We start from the raw sequence: 25,724 nt of genomic DNA on the forward strand, positions 1-25,724 counted from the left end.
CATCGCTCAACGGTCCACTGTCTCACCCGTGCCGGACGGCCCGGTGCTTTGCGGTCCGGTGTCCGGGGTCTCGTCACTCGGCTGCGTGCTCTCCTCGGCGGCCGCACGGGCCGCGACGCGCTTGCGGCTGGCGTACATCTTGATGCCCGCCAGGACGAGGAGGAGGACGCCGCCGGCGATGACGAGCATGACGGTCGGGGTGATCTCGGTGGCCTCCACGGTGAACTTGCGTGCCTTGCCGTAGGGCACGCCGTCCGTGGTGAAGAGCTGTGCGGTGACCTCGACGGGGCCGCTCGCGGTGGCGTTGGCGGTGAACTTGACCGTCTGGCTGTGTCCGCCCGTGACGGTCACTTCCTGCTCGGCCTGGCCGCTGTCGCCGAACATCAGGCGGGTGGGGTTGGCGGACTTCACTCGCAGGACGAGGTTGTGTACGTCCTGGACGAGGCTGTTCTGGACACTGACCGGGATGGTCGCGCTGTGTCCGGACAGGGTCGCGTCGGACTTGGGGACGACCTTGACCTTCTCGGTGAGACCGATCAGGTACTCCTGCACCTGCTCCCGGTAGAGCCGCGCCTCCTCGGGGCGGCCGCGCCAGGAGGTGGACATCTCGCGGTTGGTGGTGTTGCCGAAGGGGATCTCCACGCGGTCGGGCGCGCTGAGGATCACCTTGAAGTGGTCCAGGGTGTTCTGGGTGGTGCGGATCTTCTCGAAGGCGGAGACCGGGAGCTCCGTCTTGCGCAGTGCCTCGGGGTACTGGCCGGCGCCCGGGACCTGGGTGTTGACCCCCGCGTCGGGCTTGGCCGCGGCCGCGGCGTCGAGGTCGGCCGGCTGGGTCCAGCGGCCCGCCTGCAGGCCCCGTACGGCGGCCGCCATCGTCTGCGCCTGGCTGCTGGACGGCATCCGCTGCGGGGTGACGACGAAGCTGCGCTGGTTGTCGGTCTTCTGCAGGTTCAGGGCGAGGCTCTGGGCCAGGAAGCGCTGCACGGCCAGCGTGGCGTTCCCGGCGTTCAGCATGTCGCCCTCGAAGGCGGTGGACAGGTCGGCGTCGGCGACGACGGCGGTGGTGCCCGCGCCGATGGGACGGGCCGCGGAGGGCGTGTAGCCGAGGGCGCCGGTCTCCTGGAGGCTGTCGCTGCGCGTCAGGACGTTGTGGGCGCCCGCGGAGGTCGCCACGTTGACGATCGACGGGTCGATGGCACCGTCCAGGGGCCAGGAGAAGTCGGTGGACGGGGTGACGTGGAGCACGGTCTCCACGGCCTGCTTCGCCTTGTCGGTGGCCGGCCGCAGCTGGCCCAGGGTGCCCGAGACGTCCTTGCCCTGGTGGGCGAGGGAGGCGATGTCGGGGTCGGCGAACGGCAGCGCGACGATCTTCTTGCCCTGGACCGCGGTCTCCAGGGAGCTCAGCCACTGCTCGGCGACGGCCTTGCTCTTGCCCTGGACGATCCGGCCGTCCGGCGTGCGGTACCGGTAGCCCTTCGTCATGGCGTCGACCGTGTAGAGCAGGTCGGGGTCGATGACCCAGGTGACGGGCAGGTCCTTGCCGAGGGCGACCATCTGCTGGAGGCGTCCGCCGGGCTTGAGCTCCCCGGCGAGGGAGTCGTCGAGGAAGACGGGGGTCTGGAGCTCGTCCGAGCCGGTCTCCGCGGTCAGGCGCGTGGTGGAGATCAGCGGCCACAGGTACGTGAGCTGGGAGCGCTTGGAGGCGGCCTCCGGCTGCCAGGGCAGGAAGGTCCGCTTGATGCCGAGCACCTGCTCGTACTGGCGGCTCTCGGTCTCCCCGGACAGCGAGACGCCGATCTGGTAGACGCCGTCCTTGTCCAGCTCCAGCTTGTTCACCGGGACGTTGAGGGTGAATTCCTGCTTGGCTTTGGACGGCAGCGAGGGGATCTTCACGGCATAGGCCGGATCGATCTCACCGGGATCCGTTCCCGCCCGGAACCCGGCGCGTTCCGCCGCCTCGTCGATGGAGGCCCGGTCGCCCAGGGCGGGCCCGACCCGCAGACCCACGTGCGCGCCGGTGATCGTCTCGCGGCCGTTGTTGACCACGCTGCCGGAGATGGTGAGCGTGTCGCCCTTGACCGGGGCCGCGGGGGCCATCCCGTCCAGCTGTACGTCGACGGTGCCCGCCTCGGCGGCCTGGGCGGCCTGAGGGGCGGGTGAGTAGACCAGAGCGGCGAGCACGGGGGTCCCGGCCAGCAGAACGACTGCCCGCCGCAGCCAGCGGCGCCGGGCAGGTGCGGGGGGTGCCCCCTGGATGTCTGCCGCCTCGGCCACGCGCTAGCCCGTCCCTCGAAGTGTCAGTGGTCGTCGTTTGTGCGTCCACGCATGGTAACGAGACCCGCTGTGCGCGAGTGCCGCGCCTTGCTCCACATGATCGGGGCCGCCCCGGGGGCGGCGCATGCCGGGGCGGCCGTAAACGCGGGAGCCCTCGCCGGGCGGGGCACGTACCCTTTTCTGTTGTGCCGAACGCCAACGAAGACAACCCCAGTGCCCTGAGTCAGGTGCAGCTCCGCGCGGTCAGTGAACTGCTGCGGGTCGCTCCTGTCGCCGACGAGCTCGGCCGCCGGTTCCAGGAGGCCGGCTTCCGCCTTGCCCTGGTCGGCGGGTCCGTACGCGATGCGCTGCTCGGGCGTCTCGGCAACGACCTCGACTTCACCACCGACGCCCGCCCCGAGGACGTCCTGAAGATCGTCCGGCCGTGGGCCGACTCGGTGTGGGACGTCGGCATCGCCTTCGGCACCGTCGGAGCCCAGAAGAACGGCTTCCAGATCGAGGTGACCACGTACCGCTCGGAGTCGTACGACCGCACCTCGCGCAAGCCGGAGGTCTCTTACGGCGACTCGATCGAGGAGGACCTGGTCCGCCGTGACTTCACCGTGAACGCGATGGCGGTCGCGCTCCCGGAGAAGGAGTTCGTGGACCCGCACGGGGGCCTGGAGGACCTCCAGGCGGGCGTTCTGCGCACCCCCGGCACTCCGGAGGACTCTTTCTCCGACGACCCGCTGCGGATGCTGCGTGCGGCGCGCTTCGCCGCCCAGCTCGACTTCGAGGTCGCTCCCGAGGTCGTGGCGGCGATGAAGGCGATGTCGGACCGGATCGAGATCGTCTCGGCGGAGCGGGTGCAGGGCGAGCTCAACAAGCTGCTGCTGTCCGCGCACCCCCGCAAGGGCCTGGGTCTGCTCGTGGACACCGGGCTGGCCGACCACGTCCTGCCCGAGCTGCCCGCCCTGCGGCTGGAGAGTGACGAGCACCACCGGCACAAGGACGTCTACGACCACTCGCTGATCGTGCTGGAGCAGGCCATCGCGCTGGAGCACGACGGCCCGGACCTGGTGCTGCGGCTGGCGGCCCTGCTCCACGACATCGGCAAGCCGCGCACCCGCCGGTTCGAGAGCGACGGCCGGGTCTCCTTCCACCACCACGAGGTGGTGGGCGCGAAGATGACCAAGAAGCGCATGACCGCGCTGAAGTACTCCAACGACATGGTCAAGGACGTGTCCCGGCTGGTGGAGCTGCACCTGCGCTTCCACGGCTACGGGGACGGCGAGTGGACCGACTCCGCGGTGCGGCGCTACGTCCGCGACGCCGGCCCGCTCCTGGACCGCCTGCACAAGCTCACCAGGTCCGACTGCACCACGCGCAACAAGCGCAAGGCCAATGCCCTCTCCCGCACCTACGACGGCCTGGAGGAGCGCATCGCGCAGCTTCAGGAGCAGGAGGAGCTCGATGCCATCCGGCCCGACCTGGACGGTAACGAGATCATGCAGGTCCTGGGCGTCGGTCCCGGGCCGGTGATCGGCAAGGCCTACGCGTTCCTGCTGGAGCTGCGCCTGGAGAACGGCCCGATGGAGCGCGACGCCGCGGTCGCCGCCCTCAAGGAATGGTGGGCGGCGCAGGCCTGATCCGAGGCCGGCCGGGTCGATGTTTCACGTGAAACATCGACCCGGCCGACGTGGTCGGAACGTCACGACGGCGTGCCCCGCCGCAGCAGGTAGACCGCGGTCGCCGCGTAGAGGGCGGCCACGCTCATGATCAGCGTGACGGAGCGCCCGTCCGGGGGGAGCATCAGGGCGGCTACGGCGGCCGCCCCCACGAACGCGATGTTGAAGAGCACGTCGTAGACGGAGAACACCCGGCCGCGGAAGTCGTCGTCCACATGGGACTGGATGGCCGTGTCGGTGGAGATCTTGGCTCCCTGGGTGGCGAGGCCCAGCAGGAACGCCGCGACCAGCATCGGACCGGGCGTGAAGAACAGGCCGAGCGGGGGCACCAGGATCGCTGCCCCGGCGGAGCAGGCCGTGATCCAGCCGCGGGTGCCCAGTCGGCCCACCATCCAGGGGGTGACGACGGCGGCCGCGAAGAACCCGGCCCCGGAGACGCCGACCGCGATGCCCAGCAGGGCGAGGCCGGCGGACTCGCTGTCCGACCAGGAGTACCGGCAGAGCATGAGCAGCATCACGAACAGGGCCCCGTAGCAGAAGCGCATCAGGGTCATGGCGGTGAGCGTCTGGGCCGCCTCGCGCCGGGAGGCCAGGTGCCGCAGCCCTTCGACCATGCCCCGGACGGTCAGGGCTATCCCCTGGGCGACCGAGGGGTGGACCCGCCCGGCGGGGTGGTCCGGGCCGAGCAGGCCCACGGCCAGGCGCAGCGAGACCAGGGCCGCGCACAGGTAGAGCCCGGCGCCGAGCAGTACGACCAGGGCGTTCGAGTCGGAGGCCAGCAGCCGGACGAGGAAGGCGAGCCCCCCGCCGGCGACGGCCGCGAGCGTCCCGGCCGTGGGGGAGAGCGAGTTGGCGGTGACCAGTTGGGCGGGGGCGACGACGCGGGGCAGGGAGGCGGCGAGCCCGGCCAGGACGAAGCGGTTGACGGCGGTGACCGACAGGGCCGAGGCGTAGAAGAGCCAGTCGGGGACGTGCGCGACGATCAGGACGCCGGTGACGCAGGCCAGGAGCGCCCGCAGGAGGTTCCCGTAGAGGAAGACCTGGCGGCGGCGCCAGCGATCGAGCAGCACCCCGGCGAAGGGGCCGATCACCGAGTACGGCAGCAGCAGGACCGCCATGGCCGAGGCGATGGCCGCGGGCGAGGTCTGCTTCTCGGGGGAGAACACCACGTACGTGGCGAGCGCCACCTGGTACACGCCGTCGGCGGCCTGGGAGAGCAGCCGTACGGCGAGCAGGTTGCGGAAGTCCCTCAGGCGCAGGAGTACGCGCAGATCACGTACGACAGGCATGAGGGCAAGGGTCACATACGCGGAGGGTCCCCGGGCACATTGCCCGGGGACCCTCCGCGGAAGAACAGTCGAAGACCAGGTGTCCGAAGACCCGTGGGGTCCGACTTAGCGCTCGACCTCGCCCTTGATGAACTTCTCGACGTTGGCCAGGGCCTCGTCGTCGAAGTACTGCACCGGCGGGGACTTCATGAAGTAGCTCGAGGCCGACAGGATCGGGCCACCGATGCCGCGGTCCTTGGCGATCTTCGCGGCGCGCACGGCGTCGATGATGACACCGGCGGAGTTCGGGGAGTCCCACACCTCGAGCTTGTACTCGAGGTTCAGCGGGACGTCGCCGAAGGCGCGGCCTTCGAGGCGGACGTAGGCCCACTTGCGGTCGTCGAGCCACGCCACGTAGTCGGACGGGCCGATGTGGACGTTCTTGTCGCCGAGCTCACGGTCGGGGATCTGCGAGGTGACGGCCTGCGTCTTGGAGATCTTCTTCGACTCCAGGCGGTCGCGCTCCAGCATGTTCTTGAAGTCCATGTTGCCGCCGACGTTGAGCTGCATGGTGCGCTCGAGTCGGACACCACGGTCCTCGAACAGCTTCGCCATCACGCGATGCGTGATGGTGGCGCCGACCTGCGACTTGATGTCGTCGCCGACGATCGGGACACCGGCCTCGGTGAACTTGTCAGCCCACTCCTTGGTGCCGGCGATGAAGACCGGGAGGGCGTTGACGAAGGCGACCTTGGCGTCGATGGCGCACTGGGCGTAGAACTTCGCCGCCTCCTCGGAGCCGACGGGCAGGTAGCAGACCAGAACGTCGACCTCGCGGTCCTTGAGGACCTGGACCACGTCGACCGGGGTCTCGGCGGACTCCTCGATCGTCATGCGGTAGTACTTGCCCAGGCCGTCCAGGGTGTGGCCGCGCTGCACGGTCACGCCCGCGTTGGGGACGTCGCAGATCTTGATGGTGTTGTTCTCGCTGGCGCCGATGGCGTCCGAAAGGTCGAGGCCGACCTTCTTCGCGTCGACGTCGAACGCGGCGACGAACTCGACGTCACCCACGTGGTAGTCGCCGAACTGGACGTGCATCAGACCGGGGACCTTGGCCGCCGGGTCGGCGTCCTTGTAGTACTCGACGCCCTGCACCAGCGAGGCGGCGCAGTTGCCCACGCCGACGATGGCTACGCGAACCGAACCCATTCCGGTTGCTCCCTGTTTGTTCTCGGACGAGGCCTGCGAGATGCAGGCCTCACTTTGCTGTTTCGTCGGGCGGACCGGGTCGTCTCTGATCCCGTCCCGCCCGCTCACTCTCGATGAGCTCGTTCAGCCAGCGCACTTCGCGCTCCACGGATTCCATGCCGTGCCGCTGCAGCTCAAGCGTGTAGTCGTCGAGGCGCTCCCGCGTACGGGCGAGTGAGGCGCGCATCTTCTCCAGGCGCTCCTCCAGCCGGCTGCGGCGGCCCTCGAGGACCCGCATGCGCACTTCCCGCTCGGTCTGACCGAAGAAGGCGAAGCGCGCGGCGAAGGACTCGTCCTCCCAGGCGTCGGGGCCCGTGTGGGACAGGAGCTCCTCGAAGTGCTCCTTGCCCGCTGCCGTCAACCGGTAGACGATCTTGGCGCGGCGCCCTGCGAGTGAAGTGGCGAGAGCGTCTTCCGGGGCGTTGCCCGGTTCTTCGATCAACCAGCCGTTGGCGACCAGCGTCTTCAGGCAGGGATAGAGCGTGCCGTAGCTGAACGCCCGGAACACCCCAAGCGAGGTGTTGAGCCGCTTGCGGAGCTCGTACCCGTGCATGGGGGATTCGCGGAGCAGGCCGAGGACGGCGAACTCGAGGATGCCTGAGCGCCTGCTCATCCGCCTGCCTCTCCCTCGCCCCTGAGTTTTATACCGAGCTGATGTATCGGCTCGATACATCCAGACGATAGAACGGGCCGTCTTCGGCGACAAGGGGTGACGTGGTGACCGGCGTCACATCACCAATTCGTACCAGGCGAGTTGCCTGATTTGGGGTGAACTTCGGCACTGTTCGGGTTTTGAGCGTGCGTAGTCTGTGGGCCATGACAACGGGGGAACCGGAATTCACCTGCCGCTTCCAGGCCACTCGCCTGCCCGAGGAGTAGTCGTTCGATGAGCGAGCACCGCCGCAAACCGCCGCAGCCCGAGGGGGGCGGACGTGCCTCGGCCCGCCGGGCCGCCCAGCGCCCCGGCCGGGGCGCCGGACCCGCACGCGACGTGCCCACCGCGTCGCCCAGCGGACCGTACGCAGAGCCGCCCGGCCACAGCGGGCGTGCCGGCGCGCGCCGGGCCGCACCCCGTGGATCCGGAGGGCGCGGCCGCGGCGCGGTCGGCGCCGGCTCGGGCCGCCCGGACAAGCGGCTGATCAATTACCCGCGCTCCGACAAGAACGGCTGGCAGCGGTTCGTACCGTCCTGGAAGCTGGTCTGCGGCACGGCCCTCGGCTTCTTCGCGGTCGTCACGGCGGGAGCCGGCATCGGCATCGCGTCGGTGAACACCCCCGACCCGAACAAGGCGGCCCAGGCCCAGAACAACGTCTTCTTCTGGGCGGACGGCACCCAGATGGTGGCCACCGGCGGCTCGATGAACCGCCAGATCGTGCCCATCGACAAGATCCCCAAGTCGATGCAGAACGCGGTGATCGCCGCGGAGAACGAGTCCTTCGAGACGGACAAGGGCGTCGACCCGATGGGCATCGCCCGCGCCGTGTGGAACATGGCCAAGGGCGGCTCCACCCAGGGTGGCTCGACCATCACCCAGCAGTACGTGAAGAACACGTACCTGGACTCCGACCAGACGCTGAAGCGGAAGGTCACCGAGCTCTTCATCTCGATAAAGCTGGGTGTGTCCGAGGAGAAGGACACGATCCTCGCCGGCTACCTCAACACCGCCTACTACGGCCGTGACGCCTACGGGATCCAGGCGGCCGCGCGGGCCTACTTCGGCAAGGACTGCAAGGACCTCACGCCGTCCGAGAGCGCCTTCCTGGCCTCCGTGCTCAAGGGGCCCAACCTCTACAACCCGGACGGCGGCGTCGGTACCGCGGCCACCCCCGAGAAGAACACCGAGCGGGCCAAGGAGCGCTGGGCCTGGGTCCTGGACCGCGAGGTCGCGGTCGGCCGGATGCAGAAGGCCGACCGGGACCAGTTCGCCGAGTTCCCGAAGATCGTCGACTCCGAGCAGGCCCGGAGCCTGTCCGGACAGACCGGCTACCTCGTCGACACGGCCAAGAAGTACGTGATGAAGGTCACCGGCCTCACTGCCGAGGAGATGGCCCGCGGCGGCTACCAGATCAAGACCACCTTCCAGAAGCCCAAGGTGGACGCCCTGGTCAAGGCCGTCGAGGACACCCGCAACAACTTCCTGGACGAGAAGGCCCGCCCCGAGTACGACACCTTCGTCCAGTTCGGGGCCGCCTCGGTGGACGTGAAGAGCGGGGCGATCGTGGCCCTGTACGGCGGCCCGGGCATGGACAAGAAGTACTTCAGCAACAACGCCGACACGCTCGGTGTCCCGGTCGGCTCGACCTGGAAGCCGTACGTCCTGGCGGCCGCGATGCAATACGGCACCCAGAACTCGAACGGCCAGGGCATCTCGGCCGACAGCAAGTACAACGCGAACGACCTGACCGTCATCAACAACCGCGACGGCAAGCCGCTGCGGGACGCCTCGGGCAAGCCGTTCAAGCAGAAGAACGAGGGCCCCTACCCCTACGGCTACGTGACCCTCAACGAGGCGATGGAGAAGTCCATCAACGTGCCGTTCGCGCAGCTCGTCTTCGACGTCGGCCACAACAAGGTCCGCGAGGTGGCCGAGGCCACGGGCATCCTCAAGGACTCGATGAACCCGAACAACGACGCCTCGTTCGCCCTCGGCACCTCGACCCCGAGCGCCATCCGCATGGCCGACTCGTACGCCACCTTCGCCGCCTCCGGCACCCATCACGATCCGTTCTCCGTGACCAGCGTCGAGAAGGACGGCAAGGAGCTGCCCGGCTTCGGGGCCCCCAAGGACCAGCGGGCGATGGACGACTCCATCGCCGACAACGTCACCAAGGTGCTGGAGAACGTCATCGACAACGGCACCGGCACCAAGGTCAGGAAGCTCGGCTTCACCCGGCCCGCCGCGGGCAAGACCGGAACCACCGACCAGAACAAGTCGGCCTGGTTCGTCGGCTACACCCCGGAGCTGTCCACCTCGGTCGCCCTGTTCCGTACCGACCCGAACTCGGCGGACAAGAAGCTGATCTCCATGAACGGCGTGGGCGGCGTGGACTCCATCCACGGTGGTGACATCCCGGCCGCGATCTGGACCGAGTACATGAAGGAAGCCCTCAAGGGAGCCCCGGTCAAGGACTTCCCGGAGGCCGAGAAGATCGGTGTCACCGCGGACGCGTCCGGCGCGCCCACGCCGTCTCCGTCCTTCTCGCCGTCGCCCTCCCCGTCGATGCCCTCGCCTTCGGCGAGCTCCTCTCCGCCGGTCTCCCCCTCCCCGTCGAAGGGCGGCAAGCCGACCTGCAAGCCGTGGGAGCTGTACTGCGTCCCGGACACCACCGGCGGCACCAACAGCGGCAACACCAACGGCGGCCCCGGCGGAATCGGCGGGCCCAGCGGATCACCGTCGGGGACCCCGACGGGCAAACCGGGCCGCCCCGGCGGCACCAGCTGGGGGACCTCGATGGGAACCTCGGGCTGACCCGCCTCCCCTGCTCCGGCGAGGGCCGTCGCACACCGTGCGGCGGCCCTCCCGCATGTCCGGCCCCGTACGGCAGGATGAGCGCATGACGAAGGTGCACGAGGACCGGCCCGTACTGCCCACCCAGCAGGACGAGGTCGCCGCGGCCGGCAGTGAGTTCCTCGGCGGCCCCATGGGCCGCTACGCCCGGCTGGGCGGCCACTGGCTGACCCCGGTCCGCGTCGTGGTCCTCGTGGCCCTCGGGATGTTCGCGCTCGGCATGGTGCAGAAGCTGCCCTGCTACGACTGGGCGTGGTTCCGGGGAGCCGGCTCCCAGTACACGCACGCCTGCTACTCCGACATCCCGCACCTGTTCTCCGTACGCGGCTTCGCCGACGGGCTCACGCCCTACTTCGACCGCCTCCCCGGCGACATGGAGTACCTGGAGTACCCGGTCCTCACCGGCCTCTTCATGGAGGTCGCCTCCTGGCTGACCCCAGGCAGCGGCTCGATGCAGCACCGCGAGCAGATGTACTGGATGGTCAACGCCGGGATGCTGATGGCCTGCACCGCGGTCATCGCGGTCTGCGTCGTGCGCACCCACCGCCGCCGGCCCTGGGACGCGCTGCTCTTCGCCCTCGCGCCCGCCTTCGCGCTCACCGCGACGATCAACTGGGACCTGCTGGCCATCGCCCTGACCGCCGCGGGGATGCTCATGTGGTCGCGCGGGCGCACCCTGCTCTTCGGCGTCCTCATCGGCCTGGCCACCGCCGCCAAGCTCTACCCCGTCCTGCTGCTCGGGGTGCTGTTCGTGCTGTGCTGGCGGGCCGGGAAGTGGCGGGCGTTCGGCTCCGCCGTCCTCGGCGCGGCCGTCTCCTGGCTCGTGGTGAACCTGCCCGTCATGATCTACGCCTGGGACGGCTGGAAGAAGTTCTACACGTTCAGCCAGGAACGCCCGATCGACTTCGGCTCCGTGTGGCTGCTCATCTCCCAGCGCTCCGGGAACCCCCTGCACGACGCCAACACGTACGCGACGGGCCTGACGCTGCTGCTGTGCGCGGGCATCGGCCTGCTGACCCTGACGGCCCCCCGCCGCCCCCGCTTCGCGCAGCTGGCCTTCCTGGTCGTGGCGGCCTTCATCCTGGCCAACAAGGTCTACTCGCCGCAGTACGTGCTGTGGCTCATCCCGCTCGCGGCGCTGGCCCGTCCGCGCTGGCGGGACTTCCTGATCTGGCAGGCCGGCGAGGTCGTGTACTTCCTCGGGATCTGGTTCTACCTCGCCTACACGACGAGCGGCGACAAGCACCAGGGCCTGCCCGTGGAGGGCTACCAGCTGGCGATCGCCGCCCACCTGCTGGCGACCCTCTACCTCTGCGCGGTCGTCGTCCGCGACATCCTGCTGCCCGAGCGGGACGTCGTCCGCCGCGACGGGTCGGACGACCCGTCCGGCGGCGTCCTGGACGGGGCCGAGGACGTGTTCGTGCTCTCGGACGCAGCGAGGGCGCCGCAGGACGCGGCGCCCTCGGAGGGACAGCGGGTGGAGTGGGGCGTGGCCCGCAAGGACTGACCGGTCAGGCGTCGAGCACCCGGTCGAACTGCGTGGTGGTGTGGCGCAGGTGCGCCACCAGCTCGTCGCCGACCTTCGGCTCCGGGGCGTCCGACGGCACGAACAGGATCGACACCTGCATGTGCGGGGGCTCCGCGAACCAGCGCTGCTTGCCGGCCCACACGAACGGCGACAGGTTGCGGTTCACGGTCGCCAGACCGGCCCGGGCCACGCCCTTGGCGCGCGGCATCACCCCGTGCAGGGCCTTGGGGGCCTCCAGGCCCACGCCATGCGAGGTACCGCCCGCGACGACGACCAGCCAGCCGTCGGAGGCGGCCTTCTGCTGGCGGTAGCCGAACCGGTCGCCCTTGGTGACGCGCGTGACGTCCAGGACGGCGCCGCGGTACTCGGTCGCCTCGTGGTCGCCCAGCCACAGCCGGGTGCCGATCCGCGCCCGGAAGCGGGTCTGCGGGAACTGCTGCTGGAGCCGGGCCAGCTCCTCCGCCCGCAGGTGGCTGACGAACATGGTGTGCAGCGGCAGCCGGGCCGCGCGCAGCCGGTCCATCCAGCCGATGACCTCCTCGACGGCGTCCGAGCCGTCCGGGCGGTCCAGCGGCAGGTGCAGGGCGAAGCCCTCCAGGCGCACGTCCTCGATCGCCGCGTGCAGCTGGCCCAGGTCCTGCTCGGAGATGCCGTGGCGGCGCATCGAGCTCATGCACTCGATGACCACGCGGGCGCCGACCAGGCCGCGGACCCCGTCCAGCGAGGACACCGAGCGGATCACCCGGTCCGGCAGCGGCACCGGCTCCTCGCCCCGCCGGAACGGGGTGAGGACGAGCAGGTCGCCGCCGAAGAAGTCCTTGATGCTGGCGGCCTCGTACGTGGTCCCGACGGCCAGTACGTCGGCGCCCAGCCGGGTCGCCTCCTCGCACAGCCGCTCGTGGCCGAAGCCGTAGCCGTTGCCCTTGCAGACCGGGATCATCCCGGGGAACTGGTCCTGGATCTGCTTCTGGTGCGCACGCCAGCGCGCGGTGTCGACGTAGAGCGTGAGCGCCATGCCCGTCCGGAGCCTCTCTCGAAAAAGCTGCCTGTGCAGCGGTGCGGTGTGTGGGGGGTGCGGCAGCGGGTCAGCGGCGCGACATGTAGATGTCGAGCGCCTTGTGCAGCACCTTGTTGAGCGGGAAGTCCCACTCGCCGACGTACTCGACGGCTTCGCCGCCGGTGCCGACCTTGAACTGGATCAGGCCGAACAGGTGGTCGTTCTCGTCCAGCGTGTCGCTGATGCCGCGCAGGTCGTAGACGCTCGCACCGAGCGCGTACGAATCGCGCAGCATGCGCCACTGCATCGCGTTCGAGGGACGCACCTCGCGCTTGTGGTTGGCGGAGGCGCCGTACGAGTACCAGACGTGCTGGCCGACGGTGAGCATCGTGGCGGCGGCCAGCGGCTCCCCCTCGTGCTTCGCGATGTACAGCCGCATCCGGTTCGGGTCCTCGGAGTTGAGGGCCGTCCACTGGCGCTGGAAGTAGCTGAGCGGGCGCGGGCGGAACTTGTCGCGCTCGGCCGTGATCTCGTACAGCTCCTGCCAGACCGGCAGGTCTTCGTAGCCGCCCTGGACGACCTCGACACCGGCCTTCTCAGCCTTCTTGATGTTGCGGCGCCACAGCTGGTTGAAGCCCTTGAGGACGTCGTCCAGCGAGCGGTTGGCCAGCGGCACCTGGAAGACGTAGCGGGGCTGGACGTCACCGAAGCCGGCGCCACCGTCCTCGGCCTGCTGCCAGCCCATGCGGCGCAGCTTGTCCGACACCTCGAAGGCGCGGGGCTCGATGACCGAGGCCTCCACGTCGCGCAGGCGCTTCACGTCCGGGTCCTGGATACCGGCCTTGATGGCGGCCGAGTTCCAGCGGCGGATGACGACGGGCGGGCCCATCTTCACGGTGAAGGCGCCCTGCTGCTTGAGGTGGGCCAGCATCGGCTGGAGCCACTCCTCCAGATTCGGGGCGTACCAGTTGATGACCGGACCCTCGGGGAGGTACGCGAGGTACCGCTTCACCTTGGGCAGCTGCCGGTACAACACGAGGGCGGCGCCGACCAGTTCGTCGTTCTGGTCGAACCAGCCGAGGTTCTCGGCGCGCCACTCGTTCTTCACGTCGGCCCACGCCGGGACCTGGCAGTGGCTAGCCGAGGGCAGGCTCTGGAGGTATCCCAGATGCTGCTCTCGGCTGATGGTCCTCAGGGACAGGCTCATGCGGGGCGTCTCCTCCGGCGGCTTCGCTGGCTATGGCGCGAAGCCTACTGCGACAAGGGCGCCACCCATCTGGGGGACAGGCCGGGCCCGGGCCGGTGAGTGGCCGGCGCCCTGTCGCCGAGGAGCCCCGGTCAGCCCGCCCAGCCGCCGAAGAGACCGCCGTGCGCCATGCCGAGGTAGAAGCCCACGGCCGAGGCGCCAAGCCCGATGATCAGTGCGAAGCGCTCGCGTGTCGTCTCCGAGATGAACTGTCCGTACGCGCCGGTCAGGATGCCGACGAGCCCGGTCCACGAGCTGAGCAGGTGCAGATTGTCGAAGAACCCCGTGACGAACGCCACGGCACCGAGCACCACCGTGGCCACCATGAGGGTGTCCTGGAGCGGGTGGGGCTTGCCATCGGTTGCGAAGAGCGAGATGGAGGACTGGGACCGCATTGCCTGTGCCATCGGAAGGCACCTCCTGGCTGAAGCAGAGCGGTGCACGGGCGCCTCCGGCAGGGGCCGGGGGCATAGCACCGAGCACACCCGATGAATACAGAGTGTGGCCTCCTCCCGCCGGATTTCAACCGGAAGGAGTCGAGCAGGTAGTCTGTACAGCTGCGCGGTGTCTGCTCACAGACGCCGTGCGCACGCATCACGACCCTCCTGCCACGGAACGACCGTGGCCGCTGAGTCCAAAGGAGGTGGGTTCCACATGCGTCACTACGAAGTGATGGTCATCCTCGACCCCGATCTCGAGGAGCGCGCTGTCTCCCCGCTGATCGAGAACTTCCTTTCTGTCGTCCGTGAGGGCAACGGAAAGGTCGAGAAGGTCGACACCTGGGGCCGTCGTCGTCTCGCTTACGAGATCAAGAAGAAGCCCGAGGGCATCTACTCGGTCATCGACCTTCAGGCCGAGCCTGCGGTCGTCAAGGAGCTTGACCGACAGATGAACCTGAACGAGTCGGTTCTCCGGACCAAGGTCCTTCGCCCCGAGACCCACTGAACTTCGGTTCAGCGGTAATCGGGACCGAGTAGCACAGCAGCCCAGCAGCAATCCCCGCCGAGAGGTTCATCCATGGCAGGCGAGACCGTCATCACGGTCGTCGGCAATCTCGTCGACGACCCCGAGCTGCGCTTCACCCCCTCGGGTGCGGCGGTCGCGAAGTTCCGTGTCGCGTCCACCCCCCGCACCTTCGACCGTCAGACCAATGAGTGGAAGGACGGCGAGAGCCTGTTCCTGACCTGCTCGGTGTGGCGGCAGGCGGCCGAGAACGTCGCCGAGTCCCTCCAGCGAGGCATGCGCGTCATCGTGCAGGGCCGGCTGAGGCAGCGGTCGTACGAGGACCGTGAGGGTGTCAAGCGCACGGTCTACGAGCTGGACGTCGAGGAAGTCGGCCCCAGCCTGAAGAACGCCACGGCCAAGGTCGCCAAGACCACCGGTCGCGGTGGCCAGGGTGGATACGGCGGTGGCGGCCAACAGCAGGGCGGCGGCGGTGGCTGGGGCGGAGCCCCCAGCGGCGGCGCCCCGCAGGGCGGCGGAGCTCCCTCCGACGACCCGTGGGCGTCCAGCGCGCCGGCCGGCGGCCAGCAGCAGCAGGGCGGCGGGGGCGGCTGGGGCGGAAGCTCCGGCGGCTCCAACGGTGGCTACTCGGACGAGCCTCCCTTCTAGGGAAGCTCGCATCCCCACTTCTTGATCACACAGGAGAGACACAATGGCGAAGCCGCCTGTGCGCAAGCCTAAGAAGAAGGTCTGCGCATTCTGCAAGGACAAGACCGCGTACGTGGACTACAAGGACACGAACATGCTGCGGAAGTTCATTTCCGACCGCGGCAAGATCCGTGCCCGCCGCGTCACCGGCAACTGCACGCAGCACCAGCGTGACGTCGCCACGGCCGTGAAGAACAGCCGTGAGATGGCGCTGCTGCCCTACACGTCCACCGCGCGATAAGGAAAGGGTGACCGACTAATGAAGATCATCCTGACCCACGAGGTCTCTGGCCTCGGCACCGCCGGCGATGTCGTCGACGTCAAGGACGGTTACGCTCGCAACTACCTGGTCCCGCGTGGTTTCGCGATCCGCTGGACCAAGGGTGGCGAGAAGGACGTGGCGCAGATCCGCCGCGCCCGCAAGATCCACGAGATCGCGACCATCGAGCAGGCCAACGAGGTCAAGGCCAAGCTCGAGGGCACGAAGGTCCGTCTGGCCACCCGTTCGGGTGACGCCGGCCGTCTCTTCGGCTCCGTGACCCCGGCCGACATCGCCACGGCGATCGAGGCTTCCGGTGGTCCGAAGGTCGACAAGCGCCGCGTCGAGCTGGCTGCCCCGATCAAGACCCTCGGTTCGTACCAGGTCTCCGTGCGTCTGCACGCCGAGGTCGCTGCGAACGTGGGCGTCGAGGTCGTCGCCGCCTAAGTGCTGCGAGCGAAGGGCCGCACCCCTGTGGGGGTGCGGCCCTTCGTCGTTCTCAGGGATCGTCGTTCTCAGGGATCGCCGCTCGATGTTTCACGTGAAACATGGGACGCCCCCTCGCATGTTTCACGTGAAACATGCGCCCGTGGTCAGCGGGTCGCCCCCGCGACCAGCCAGCGGCCGGAGCGGGCACGCAGCTGGAGGGTGGCCATCCGGACCAGCATCATCAGGGTCATGGCCCACCAGAGAGCGGTGAGACCGCCGCCGAGGGCCGGGACGAGCAGCGCGGCCGGGGTGAACGCGGCGAGCGTCACGAGCATGGCCCAGGCCAGGTAGCGGCCGTCGCCCGCGCCCATCAGGACCCCGTCGAGCACGAAGACGATGCCGCACACGGGCTGGGATACGGCCACGACCAGCAGGGCCGGCAGCAGAGCGTTCTCGACCACGGGGTCGCCGGTGAAGAGCGGGATGAACAGCGGGCGGGCCGCGACCACCAGTGCGCCGAGGACGATGCCGGAGGCGATCCCCCACTGCACCATGCGGCGGCAGACCGCCTTGGCCCCCTCGGTGTCGCCGGCACCCAGGTAGCGGCCGATGATGGCCTGCCCGGCGATGGCGATCGCGTCGAGGGCGAAAGCGAGCAGGCTCCACAGGGAGAGCAGTATCTGGTGGGCCGCGATGTCGGCGTCGCCGAGTCGCGCCGCCACGGCGGTCGCGATCATCAGGACGGCGCGCAGGGACAGCGTGCGCACCAGCAGCGGTACGCCGGCCTGGGCGCAGGCCCGGATGCCCGCGGGGTCGGGGCGCAGCGAGGCGCTGTGCGTACGGGCTCCGCGGACGACCACGAAGAGGTAGGCGCCGGCCATGGCGCACTGGGCGATCACCGTGCCCCAGGCGGAACCGGCGATGCCGAAGCCGGCTCCGTACACGAGGGCGCCGTTCAGGCCCGCGTTGAGGGCGAAGCCTCCGATGGCGACGTAGAGCGGTGTACGGGTGTCCTGGAGACCGCGGATGACACCGGTGGCGGCGAGCACCATCAGCATGGCCGGGATGCCCAGGGCGGAGATCCGCAGGTAGGTGACCGCGTACGGGGCGACGGTGTCCGAGGCCCCGAACAGGGAGACCAGCCAGGGTGCCGTCGGCAGCAGGACGGCCACGACGGCGGCCCCGATCAGGAGGGCGAGCCAGATGCCGTCCATGCCCTGCCGGATGGCTGCCCGGAGGTCTCCCGCGCCGACCCGTCGGGAGACGGCCGCGGTGGTGGCGTAGGCGAGGAAGACGAAGACGCTGACGGCGGTGGTGAGCAGGGCCGCGGCGATGCCGAGGCCGGCCAGCTGGGGAGTGCCGAGGTGCCCCACGATGGCGCTGTCGGCCATCACGAACAGGGGTTCGGCGACGAGCGCGCCGAAAGCCGGGACGGCGAGCGCGAGTATCTCGCGGTCGTGCCGTCTCGGGGCAGCCTTCAGCGGGGCGAGGGCCTGAGTCATGCGCTCAATCTAATCTTCCACAGGTAATGGATGCAATGGTCTTTGGATCCTTACCTGCGAGTTGGTTCACACGTTCTCGGCACCCCGTTGGAGGCGTTCTCGAAACTGGGGCCAAGAAATTTCTCCCCCACAGCCCGTGGAGGAAGAAAGCGCAGGTCAGGGTGGGTGATTGGGTAGGGCAGGTGATTTTGTCCACAGCGCCGTCCCCCGGTCCGTGCACAGCTTCCGGCGACTTACCCACAGCATTGGGTCGGTCATCCACATCTCATCCACACAGCCTGTGGATAACAAGATTGGCTGACGTCGCTCCCGGCCCTACCGTTGTGCGTTGCCCGACTCGCCGACAGCGGATTCGGGTGCCCCACATGTCAGAGCCGTGTCGTAGAAAGAGTGGCACGGCGAGGTCCGCGTTGCGGACGGGAGGAGGCGGCCCGGTGAGTATGCCCGAGCCCATGGACGACCCCTGGGCCGACAGCGGTCCGGGTGACCGTCTGCCCGCCCGTCCGCGCCGTAACAGCGACAGCCGGGGCCGCGGGGACGAACAGCACGAGCGGGGCCGCGAGGGCGGCTCCTGGGACGGCGGTGGCGGCGGCTTCGAGCGCGTCCCGCCGCAGGACCTCGACGCCGAGCAGTCGGTGCTCGGCGGCATGCTGCTGTCCAAGGACGCGATCGCGGACGTCGTCGAGGTCATCAAGGGCCACGACTTCTACCGCCCCTCGCACGAGACGATCTACCAGGCGATCCTCGACCTGTACGCCAAGGGCGAGCCGGCCGACCCGATCACCGTCGGCGCCGAGCTGACCCGCCGCGGCGAGATCAGCAAGGTCGGCGGCGCCTCCTACCTGCACACGCTCGTCCAGTCGGTGCCGACCGCGGCGAACGCCGAGTACTACGCGGAGATCGTCCACGAGCGCGCGGTCCTGCGCCGCCTGGTCGCGGCCGGTACGAAGATCACGCAGATGGGATACGCGGCGGACGGCGACGTCGACGAGATCGTCAACAGCGCCCAGGCCGAGATCTACGCCGTCACCGAGCAGCGGACCTCCGAGGACTACCTGCCGCTGGGCGACATCATGGAGGGCGCGCTCGACGAGATCGAGGCCATCGGCTCGCGCAGCGGCCAGATGTCGGGCGTCCCGACCGGTTTCACGGACCTCGACTCACTGACCAACGGCCTGCACCCGGGCCAGATGATCGTCATCGCGGCCCGCCCCGCCATGGGTAAGTCCACCCTCGCGCTCGACTTCGCCCGGGCGTGCTCCATCAAGAGCAACCTGCCCAGCGTGATCTTCTCCCTCGAAATGGGGCGCAACGAGATCGCTATGCGCCTCCTGTCGGCGGAGGCCCGGGTCGCCCTGCACCACATGCGCTCCGGCACGATGACGGACGACGACTGGACCCGGCTGGCCCGCCGGATGCCCGACGTCTCCGCAGCCCCGCTCTACATCGACGACTCCCCGAACCTGTCGATGATGGAGATCCGGGCGAAGTGCCGACGCCTCAAGCAGCGCAACGACCTCTCGCTCGTGGTCATCGACTACCTCCAGCTCATGCAGTCGGGCGGCTCGCGCCGTCCCGAGAGCCGCCAGCAGGAGGTCTCGGACATGTCCCGAAACCTCAAGCTGCTGGCCAAGGAGCTCGAGGTGCCGGTGATCGCGCTGTCCCAGCTGAACCGTGGTCCCGAACAGCGCACCGACAAGAAGCCGATGGTCTCCGACCTGCGTGAGTCGGGCTCGATCGAGCAGGACGCCGACATGGTGATCCTGTTGCACCGCGAGGACGCGTACGAGAAGGAGTCGCCCCGCGCGGGCGAAGCGGACCTGATCGTGGCGAAGCACCGTAACGGCCCCACGGCGACGATCACGGTCGCCTTCCAGGGCCATTACTCGCGGTTCGTGGACATGGCCAACACGTAGCATCCGATCATGGATGCCGTATCTGAAGACCTGGATCTGCTCCCCACGACCCGGCGTGCGCTGAGGCACCGGATCGCCGTCGCGCAGAGCGAGGGGCGGGCGCCGTCGGTGGTGGCGGCCGTGGCGCGCGGCGGCGAGGTGGTCTGGGAGGGCTCCCGGACCTCCGTCGAGGGACACGGGCCCGACGGGAACGTGCAGTACCGGATCGGGTCGATCAGCAAGACCTTCACCGCCGTTCTGGTGATGCGCCTGCGGGACGAGGGCCTGCTGCGCCTTGAGGACCCGCTGGAGCAGCATCTGCCCGGGACGGGCGCCGGAGAGGTGACGATCGCCCAGTTGCTGTCCCACACCGGCGGGTTGGCGGCGGAGACCCCGGGCGAGTGGTGGGAGCGCTCGCCCGCGGCGCTGCGCCCCGGGCTCGCGGACGTGCTCGGCGAGGAGCCCTTCCGCTTCCGGCCGGGCCGGCGCCACCACTACTCCAACCCGGGCTACACGCTGCTGGGTTCGCTCGTCGAGGCCGTGCGCGGCAAGCCGTGGGACGAGGTGCTCCGGGCCGAGGTGCTGGAGCCGCTGGGCCTGGACCGTACGACGGCGCGGCCGCAGGCCCCGCATGCGGGAGGCTGGGCGGTGCATCCCTGGGCCGACGTGATGATGGCCGAGCCGTCGGAGGATCTGGGGCTGATGGCCGCTGCCGGACAACTCTGGTCCACGACGCGTGACTTGGCTCGGTTCGCGGTGTTCCTCGCCCGGGGTGACGAGCGGGTGCTGAGCGTGGAGTCGGTACGGGAGATGAGGACGCCGGCCGCGCCGCCGGAGCCCGGTCTCGCCGAGCTCGGCTACGGGCTCGGCATGCAGCTGACGGACACCGGTGGGCGCAGGCTCGCGGGCCACACCGGTTCGCTGCCGGGTTTCGTCGCGGGGCTGTGGCTGAGCGAAGCCGACGACGTGGCGGCCGTGGTGCTGGCGAACTGCACGTCGGGGCTGCCCGCCGCGACGGTGGCAGCGGAGCTGGTGGCGATCGTCGCGGACGCGGAGCCGCGGTTCCCGCAGCCGTGGCGGCCGTTCAAGGAGGCCGATCCGGTCGCCCTGGAACTGTGCGGCCCCTGGTACTGGGGTACGTCGCCGCAGGTACTGCGGCTGAAGGTGGACGGCCTGATGGAGCTCGCTCCGGTGGGCGCGACCGGTCGGGCGGCCCGGTTCCGGGCGGAGCCCGACGGCAGTTGGACCGGACTCTCCGGCTACTACGCAGGGGAGACCCTGACCGCGGTCCGGCGTGAGGACGGCTCGGTGAGCCATCTCGACCTGGGCTCGTTCGTGTTCACGAGGGAGCCGTACGACGCGCAGGCCCCGGTGCCCGGCGGGGTGGACCCGCAGGGCTGGCGGGGCATCGGCTAACGCGTCCGGCAGGCTCAGGCCACGAGTTCGCGTTCCAGCGGGGTGCGAAAACGCGGGGTGATCCGGGCGCCGCCCATCCAACGGGAGAGGCGGGCGGCCTCGGCCGCGACGGCCTCTTCGGCGGCCCGGCCGGGGTCGCCCAGCAGCCGCCAGACGATCTCGCCGTCCGCGCGCTGGGCCCAGCCGCCGACGATCTCACCGTTCCACCAGACCGTGGGGCCGATGTTGCCGGCGTAGTCGAAGAGCGCGGGCCGGTGGGCGGGGTCGAGGTGGAAACCCCGGTCGGCCCAGCCCATTCCGCTGGGGTCCAGTCCGGGCAGCAGCGCCGCCCAGGGTTCCGGGGCGGTTTCGGGCACGGTGTCGCCGGGGCCGACCAGGGCGGTTCTCCCGTCGTCGAGGCGGACCTGGTCGGGGCCGACGACTGCGAGGGCCTTGCGGACGTCGGTGAGGGTCCAGCCCGTCCACCACTTGAGGTCCGCCTCGGTGGCCGGTCCGTAGGCGTACAGCCAGCGGCGGGCGATCTCGGCACGGGCCTCGGCCGGCGGTACGGCGGGCCAGGGCTCGGTGTGCACCCAGCGGAACTGGCTGGAGGTCCACGATCCGCGCGGCCGGTCACGGCGGATCCGGCCGTCGGCGGCCAGGAGCCGGATCACACGGGTGGCGACGCCGGTCTCGGCCTCGTACTTCTTGCCCCGGCTGACGGTGATCTTCCTGCGCAGTGCGGGCACGGCCGCTGAGAGCTGGCTGCCGGTGCAGGGGCCATGGGTGTCGAGGGCGTCGAGTGCGGCGGCCTCGGCCCCGGCCAGCCAGTCGGCGTCGAGGCCCTGGCCGTCCTCGTCGAGGTGTTTGAGCAGGGTGAGGCGCTCCTTGACGGCGATACCCCGGGCGGTGGAGGAGTCCACGTACGGGGCGAGTTCGCCGGAGACGGCGAACAGCGTCCTGCGCATGCTGAGCAGCCGGACGAGGGAGACGTCCTCGTAGAGCGCCCGCTCGACGACGGCGGGGCCGCCTTCCGCGAGCCGGGCGCGGGCCGAGAGGAACAGGGTCGCGGCGTCGGTGGCGTGCAGGGCGACGACGGCGTCCGCGGCCTCGGCCACCGTGGCGGCACGCGCCGAGGGAGCCAGGCGGTGTCTGCACCCGAGCCGGTGGCGGCGCTCGGCGGTGGTGACGAGGGGGAGGCTGGGGCTCATCCTCCCGATCGTAGGCCGGGCCGCCGACAGAGGCCCGGCCTGCCGTGCGGGCGATCAGAGGGAGAGCTTGAACCCGACATGGGACGCGGTGAACCCGAGCCGCTCGTAGAAGCGGTGGGCGTCGGTGCGGGTCACGTCCGAGGTGAGCTGCACGAGCCGGCAGTTCTCACGGCGGGACTCTTCGATGGCCCATTGGATGAACCGGGTCCCCAGGCCGCCGCCGCGCTCGTCGGCGTGGACCCGGACGCCTTCGATGATCGAGCGGGTGGCTCCCTTGCGGGACAGTCCGGGGACGATGGTGAGCTGGAGGGTGCCCACGACGCGCCCGTCGCGGACCGCGACGACCACGTGCTGGTGGGGGTCGTCGGCCAGGCGCTTGAACGCGGCGAGGTACGGGGTGAGGTCGTCGGGCGACTCGCGAGTGGCTCCGAGCGGGTCGTCCGCCAGCATGGCGACGATGGCGGGCAGGTCCTTCTCGGTGGCGGGGCGGATCATCGCTTCGTCGGGATCGGTCATGGAGACGTTCCTTTCTCGGCCCGCCGCTCTCAGCCCGCTGCCACGGTGAGCGGGGCCCAGCGCCGGGTCCAGTCGCCGGGCAGTCCCGGGATGTCGCGGGTCATGACGGCGTTGAACGCCACGGAGCCGAGGCCGCGGTCCTTGAGCCAGGAGAGGAGTTCCTCGTGGCGTACGTCGATGTCGGTCCGCAGCGGCCGGTCGGTGGCGGCGGCGAGTGCGGTGACGAGCGCCTGGGCACCGGCCGTGTCACGCGCGATCAGCGGCCCGATCACATGGGTCTCCATGTTGGGCCAGATCGCGGCATAGCCGACGAGCTCGCCCCGGCCGTCCTCGGCGACCAGCAGCCGGTCCGCGAAGGCGGGAAGCCGCGTGATCATGTGCGTCCGGTCCGTGCCGAAGACTTCCGTGTCCAGCCGGACGATCCGCGGGATGTCCTCGCCGTTCGCCGGCCGGACCGCCACGGGGCCGGCCTCGGGCGCCGGGTCCGAGAGCTCCCGGCGGAAGGTGCCCCGGAGCATCTCCGCACGGCCGGTGGTGTCGAAGCCGAGCTCCTCGTAGAGGGGGCGGCCGTAGGGAGTGGCGTGGAGGGTGAGCGGGACGCCCTTGAGCAGGTCGTCGCAGACGTACGTCATCAGCCGGCGACCCAGGCCGCGGCGGGCGTAGCGCTCGGCGACGAGGACCATCCCGATGGCGGCCAGCTCCGGGCCGGCGTGGGTGTGCCCGTACGAGGTGACGACGCAGGCGGCCGCGAGCCCGTGGCCATCGGGGGCGTCGATGCCGTAGCCGTTGCCCGCGGCGAGAAGCAGCCCCCACTTGTGGTCCTCGCGCGGCCACCCGCGGTCTTCGGAAAGGTCAGCGCAACTGCGGAGATCATCCACGGTCAGCGCACGGATCGGCAGGTCGGTGAGGTGTGGTGGTGTCACGGGCCCAGACTGGATCATCAGCAGGGGGGCGTCCAGGGGATTTGGGGTCGATGTTTCACGTGAAACATCGAGAGGTCTCGCCCGGGGCTTCCGTTGGCGAGGTGGCTCGGGGGCGCCGAGCGGATGTTTCACGTGAAACATCCGCCGCATCCGCTTCGCCCTGCCGGGGATGCCTTCGGCGAAGTGAACGGGCTAGCCTCGTCTGCCATGACCCTCCTTCACCTCTTCGATCTCGACGGGACGCTGATGTACGGCTCGGCGGCGCCGGTCGAGATCTCCCGACAACTCGGCCTGAGCGCGGAGATCGCCGAGCTGGAGCGGGCGTTCGGTGCGCGGGAGATGGGGCCGCACGAGTTCTCGGTGGCGGCGCACGCGCTGTGGGCGGGGCTGACGCCCGGGCACGTCCGGGCGGCGTTCGAGGGAGCCCCGTGGCTGGCGGGGATCCGCGAGGTATGGCGGGAGATCAGGGAGCGCGGGGACTACTGCGCGGTGGTCTCGCTGTCGCCTTCGTTCTTCGTGGAACTGCTGCTGGAGTGGGGCGCGCATGCCGCACACGGCTCGGTCTTCCCGGAGGTGCCCTTCACCCGGCCGGTGGACGCAGCCGGGATCCTGACGCCCGAGGGCAAGGTCACGGTGGCGGACCGGCTCTGCGCGCAGTTCGGCGTGAGCCGGGCCGACTGCGTCGCGTACGCGGACTCGTCGACCGACGCGGTGCTCTTCGACGCCGTTTCGGTATCTGTCGCGGTCAACGCACGGCCGTACCTGGCGGAGCGGGCGACCCACGTCTACGAGGGCCGGGACCTGCGAGAGGCGTATCAGCTGGTCGGGGCGGCACGCCCGGAAGTCCAAGCATCTTAAGAGGAAAGCGGGTTCGAAACGCGGACTTTCCGGGTTTTCCCGCGAGTAGTTGGGGCGGCTGGCAGGCTCTGAGGCCCGGAACCACGGATTCGAAGGCCGTGGCGTGCTTACCGACCGAGATGTTCGAAGCGAGGCACCGCATGGACGCTCCGCCCACCAGATCGGCCAGACGGACGGCCCGGATACCGTCCGGGGGCGGTGCGGTCGAGCCCTCCCCGGACGCGGTGCTCATCCGCCGCACCCTTGAAGAGATCGCACCCATCGCCGACAGGGTGACTTCGTACTTCTACGCCCTGGTGTTCACCGGGCACCCGGAGGTGCGGGGCATGTTCCCGGCCGCCATGGACGCACAGCGAGACCGGCTGCTGAAGGCCCTGCTGACCGCCGCCGAACACATCGACGACCCGGACGTGCTCGTCCCGTACCTGCGCAGGCTGGGCACCGGGCACCGGAAGTACGGGACGATGGCCGGGCACTACCCGGTGGTCGGCGAGGCCCTCATCGGCGCGCTGTCCCGGTACGCGCAGCAGACCTGGGGGCCGGAGACGCAGGCCGCGTGGGTGCGGGCGTACACCGTGATGTCCCAGACCATGATCGACGCCGCGGCGGAGGACGAGGTGAAGAGCCCCGCGTGGTGGCACGCGGAGGTGGTCTCGCACGATCTGCGCACCCCGGACATCGCGGTGCTGACCGTTCGCCCCGACCAGCCGTACTCCTTCCTCGCGGGCCAGTACACGACCCTGGAGACCCCGTGGTGGCCCCGGGTGTGGCGGCACTACTCGTTCGCCTCGGCGCCGCGCGCCGACGGGCTGCTCTCCTTCCACGTCAAGGCCGTTCCGGCCGGCTGGGTCTCCAACGCGCTGGTGCGGCACGCCCGGCCCGGCGACGTACTGAGGATCGGGCCGCCGGCCGGGTCGATGGTGGTGGACCACAGCACCGACAACGGGATGCTGTGCCTGGGCGGCGGGACCGGCATCGCCCCGATCAAGGCGCTGATCGAGGACGTGGCGGAGCACGGCGAGCGCCGCCCTGTCGAGGTGTTCTTCGGGGCGCGCAGCGACGGCGACCTCTACGACAAGGACACCCTGCTGGGGTTGCAGCGCTCGCATCCCTGGCTGTCGGTGCGCCCGGTGGTCGGCGAGGGCCTCGCGGGCCAGCTGCCCCAGGCGGTCGGCGAACACGGGCCGTGGAGCTCGTACGACGCGTTCGTCTCGGGGCCGCCCGCGATGATCCGCAGCGGTGTGAGCGAGCTCAAGCGGATCGGGATCCCCGGCGACCGGATCCGCTTCGACGCGGTGGAGGAGCTGGTGGGCGCGGCGGGCTGAGGCCAAGGCTGCCTGCCGGGGCCCC

At 70.0% G+C, this 25,724-nt stretch carries 22 protein-coding genes; 11 read left to right on the forward strand and 11 right to left on the reverse strand.

The window, feature by feature from the left end:
• Nucleotides 1-6: 6 nt before the first annotated feature.
• Nucleotides 7-2,274, reverse strand: a complete 2,268-nt coding sequence (locus ADK52_RS00840) for a DUF6049 family protein (RefSeq protein WP_199828430.1) — start codon at nucleotides 2,272-2,274, stop codon at nucleotides 7-9.
• A gap of 185 nt (nucleotides 2,275-2,459) precedes the next feature.
• On the opposite strand from ADK52_RS00840, the gene ADK52_RS00845 reads away from it, so the two are divergent.
• Nucleotides 2,460-3,902, forward strand: coding sequence for a CCA tRNA nucleotidyltransferase (locus tag ADK52_RS00845; RefSeq protein ID WP_053687853.1), 1,443 nt, complete (start codon nucleotides 2,460-2,462; stop codon nucleotides 3,900-3,902).
• A gap of 62 nt (nucleotides 3,903-3,964) precedes the next feature.
• Here ADK52_RS00845 and ADK52_RS00850 read toward each other — a convergent pair whose 3' ends face one another.
• The 3 genes from ADK52_RS00850 to ADK52_RS00860 all read right to left on the reverse strand — a co-directional run bounded on the left by ADK52_RS00850 (nucleotide 3,965) and on the right by ADK52_RS00860 (nucleotide 7,070).
• Complete coding sequence (locus tag ADK52_RS00850) at nucleotides 3,965-5,230, reverse strand: MFS transporter (protein ID WP_053687854.1); 1,266 nt, start codon at nucleotides 5,228-5,230, stop codon at nucleotides 3,965-3,967.
• A 105-nt stretch (nucleotides 5,231-5,335) separates the two neighbouring features.
• Nucleotides 5,336-6,418: an inositol-3-phosphate synthase gene (locus ADK52_RS00855; RefSeq protein ID WP_053687855.1), complete on the reverse strand. Its 1,083-nt coding sequence runs from the start codon at nucleotides 6,416-6,418 to the stop codon at nucleotides 5,336-5,338.
• Between the two features lie 49 nt (nucleotides 6,419-6,467).
• On the reverse strand, nucleotides 6,468-7,070 hold the full coding sequence (locus ADK52_RS00860; protein WP_030292615.1) for a PadR family transcriptional regulator: 603 nt from the start codon (nucleotides 7,068-7,070) through the stop codon (nucleotides 6,468-6,470).
• A 273-nt stretch (nucleotides 7,071-7,343) separates the two neighbouring features.
• On the opposite strand from ADK52_RS00860, the gene ADK52_RS00865 reads away from it, so the two are divergent.
• Nucleotides 7,344-9,926 carry a transglycosylase domain-containing protein gene (locus ADK52_RS00865; protein WP_053687856.1) on the forward strand — a complete coding sequence of 861 codons (2,583 nt, stop codon included), beginning with the start codon at nucleotides 7,344-7,346 and terminating at the stop codon, nucleotides 9,924-9,926.
• 85 nt (nucleotides 9,927-10,011) lie between these two features.
• A complete protein-coding gene (locus tag ADK52_RS00870) occupies nucleotides 10,012-11,472 on the forward strand; it encodes a glycosyltransferase family 87 protein (RefSeq protein ID WP_053687857.1) in 1,461 nt (486 codons plus the stop codon).
• A gap of 4 nt (nucleotides 11,473-11,476) precedes the next feature.
• Here ADK52_RS00870 and ADK52_RS00875 read toward each other — a convergent pair whose 3' ends face one another.
• The 3 genes from ADK52_RS00875 to ADK52_RS00885 all read right to left on the reverse strand — a co-directional run bounded on the left by ADK52_RS00875 (nucleotide 11,477) and on the right by ADK52_RS00885 (nucleotide 14,143).
• Nucleotides 11,477-12,508, reverse strand: coding sequence for an alanine racemase (locus ADK52_RS00875; protein ID WP_053687858.1), 1,032 nt, complete (start codon nucleotides 12,506-12,508; stop codon nucleotides 11,477-11,479).
• A gap of 70 nt (nucleotides 12,509-12,578) precedes the next feature.
• Nucleotides 12,579-13,697, reverse strand: a complete 1,119-nt coding sequence (locus ADK52_RS00880; protein WP_053687859.1) for a lipid II:glycine glycyltransferase FemX — start codon at nucleotides 13,695-13,697, stop codon at nucleotides 12,579-12,581.
• Nucleotides 13,698-13,828: 131 nt separating this feature from the next.
• Nucleotides 13,829-14,143: a hypothetical protein gene (locus tag ADK52_RS00885; protein ID WP_030153201.1), complete on the reverse strand. Its 315-nt coding sequence runs from the start codon at nucleotides 14,141-14,143 to the stop codon at nucleotides 13,829-13,831.
• 247 nt (nucleotides 14,144-14,390) lie between these two features.
• On the opposite strand from ADK52_RS00885, the gene rpsF reads away from it, so the two are divergent.
• The 4 genes from rpsF (at nucleotide 14,391) to rplI (ending at nucleotide 16,092) form a co-directional block, all read left to right on the forward strand.
• Complete coding sequence (gene rpsF, locus ADK52_RS00890; protein WP_004950685.1) at nucleotides 14,391-14,681, forward strand: 30S ribosomal protein S6; 291 nt, start codon at nucleotides 14,391-14,393, stop codon at nucleotides 14,679-14,681.
• Between the two features lie 72 nt (nucleotides 14,682-14,753).
• Entirely contained in the window at nucleotides 14,754-15,347 is a 594-nt protein-coding gene (locus ADK52_RS00895) for a single-stranded DNA-binding protein (protein WP_030292604.1), read from the forward strand.
• A gap of 43 nt (nucleotides 15,348-15,390) precedes the next feature.
• The gene (rpsR, locus tag ADK52_RS00900) at nucleotides 15,391-15,627 is read left to right on the forward strand and encodes a 30S ribosomal protein S18 (protein ID WP_005315025.1); all 237 of its coding nucleotides are present in this window, start codon (nucleotides 15,391-15,393) and stop codon (nucleotides 15,625-15,627) included.
• An 18-nt stretch (nucleotides 15,628-15,645) separates the two neighbouring features.
• Nucleotides 15,646-16,092, forward strand: coding sequence for a 50S ribosomal protein L9 (rplI, locus tag ADK52_RS00905; RefSeq protein ID WP_030153214.1), 447 nt, complete (start codon nucleotides 15,646-15,648; stop codon nucleotides 16,090-16,092).
• A 146-nt stretch (nucleotides 16,093-16,238) separates the two neighbouring features.
• On the opposite strand, the gene ADK52_RS00910 is transcribed toward rplI, so the two are convergent.
• Nucleotides 16,239-17,576 carry an MATE family efflux transporter gene (locus ADK52_RS00910; RefSeq protein WP_053687860.1) on the reverse strand — a complete coding sequence of 446 codons (1,338 nt, stop codon included), beginning with the start codon at nucleotides 17,574-17,576 and terminating at the stop codon, nucleotides 16,239-16,241.
• Between the two features lie 452 nt (nucleotides 17,577-18,028).
• Here ADK52_RS00910 and dnaB point away from each other — a divergent pair, with 452 nt between their 5' ends.
• Together dnaB and ADK52_RS00920 are read left to right on the forward strand one after the other, a co-directional pair.
• Complete coding sequence (gene dnaB, locus ADK52_RS00915) at nucleotides 18,029-19,492, forward strand: replicative DNA helicase (protein ID WP_053687861.1); 1,464 nt, start codon at nucleotides 18,029-18,031, stop codon at nucleotides 19,490-19,492.
• Between the two features lie 9 nt (nucleotides 19,493-19,501).
• Entirely contained in the window at nucleotides 19,502-20,887 is a 1,386-nt protein-coding gene (locus ADK52_RS00920) for a serine hydrolase domain-containing protein (protein ID WP_053687862.1), read from the forward strand.
• A gap of 14 nt (nucleotides 20,888-20,901) precedes the next feature.
• On the opposite strand, the gene ADK52_RS00925 is transcribed toward ADK52_RS00920, so the two are convergent.
• The 3 genes from ADK52_RS00925 to ADK52_RS00935 are packed head-to-tail and all read right to left on the reverse strand — an operon-like array spanning nucleotide 20,902 to nucleotide 23,516.
• On the reverse strand, nucleotides 20,902-22,077 hold the full coding sequence (locus tag ADK52_RS00925) for a winged helix DNA-binding domain-containing protein (protein WP_053687863.1): 1,176 nt from the start codon (nucleotides 22,075-22,077) through the stop codon (nucleotides 20,902-20,904).
• Nucleotides 22,078-22,131: 54 nt separating this feature from the next.
• The gene (locus ADK52_RS00930) at nucleotides 22,132-22,593 is read right to left on the reverse strand and encodes a GNAT family N-acetyltransferase (RefSeq protein WP_078987776.1); all 462 of its coding nucleotides are present in this window, start codon (nucleotides 22,591-22,593) and stop codon (nucleotides 22,132-22,134) included.
• A 29-nt stretch (nucleotides 22,594-22,622) separates the two neighbouring features.
• A complete protein-coding gene (locus ADK52_RS00935; protein ID WP_053687864.1) occupies nucleotides 22,623-23,516 on the reverse strand; it encodes a GNAT family N-acetyltransferase in 894 nt (297 codons plus the stop codon).
• Between the two features lie 207 nt (nucleotides 23,517-23,723).
• Between ADK52_RS00935 and ADK52_RS00940 the strand changes: the two genes are divergently transcribed.
• Nucleotides 23,724-24,374 carry an HAD family hydrolase gene (locus ADK52_RS00940; RefSeq protein ID WP_053687865.1) on the forward strand — a complete coding sequence of 217 codons (651 nt, stop codon included), beginning with the start codon at nucleotides 23,724-23,726 and terminating at the stop codon, nucleotides 24,372-24,374.
• Nucleotides 24,368-25,699 (forward strand): globin domain-containing protein, encoded by a 1,332-nt coding sequence (locus ADK52_RS00945; protein ID WP_420714769.1) that lies wholly within the window; start codon nucleotides 24,368-24,370, stop codon nucleotides 25,697-25,699. The genes ADK52_RS00940 and ADK52_RS00945 overlap by 7 nt, the downstream gene beginning before the upstream one ends.
• Nucleotides 25,700-25,724 lie beyond the last annotated feature (25 nt).

It is taken from the genome of Streptomyces sp. WM6372, assembly GCF_001279655.1.
Classification (GTDB): domain Bacteria; phylum Actinomycetota; class Actinomycetes; order Streptomycetales; family Streptomycetaceae; genus Streptomyces.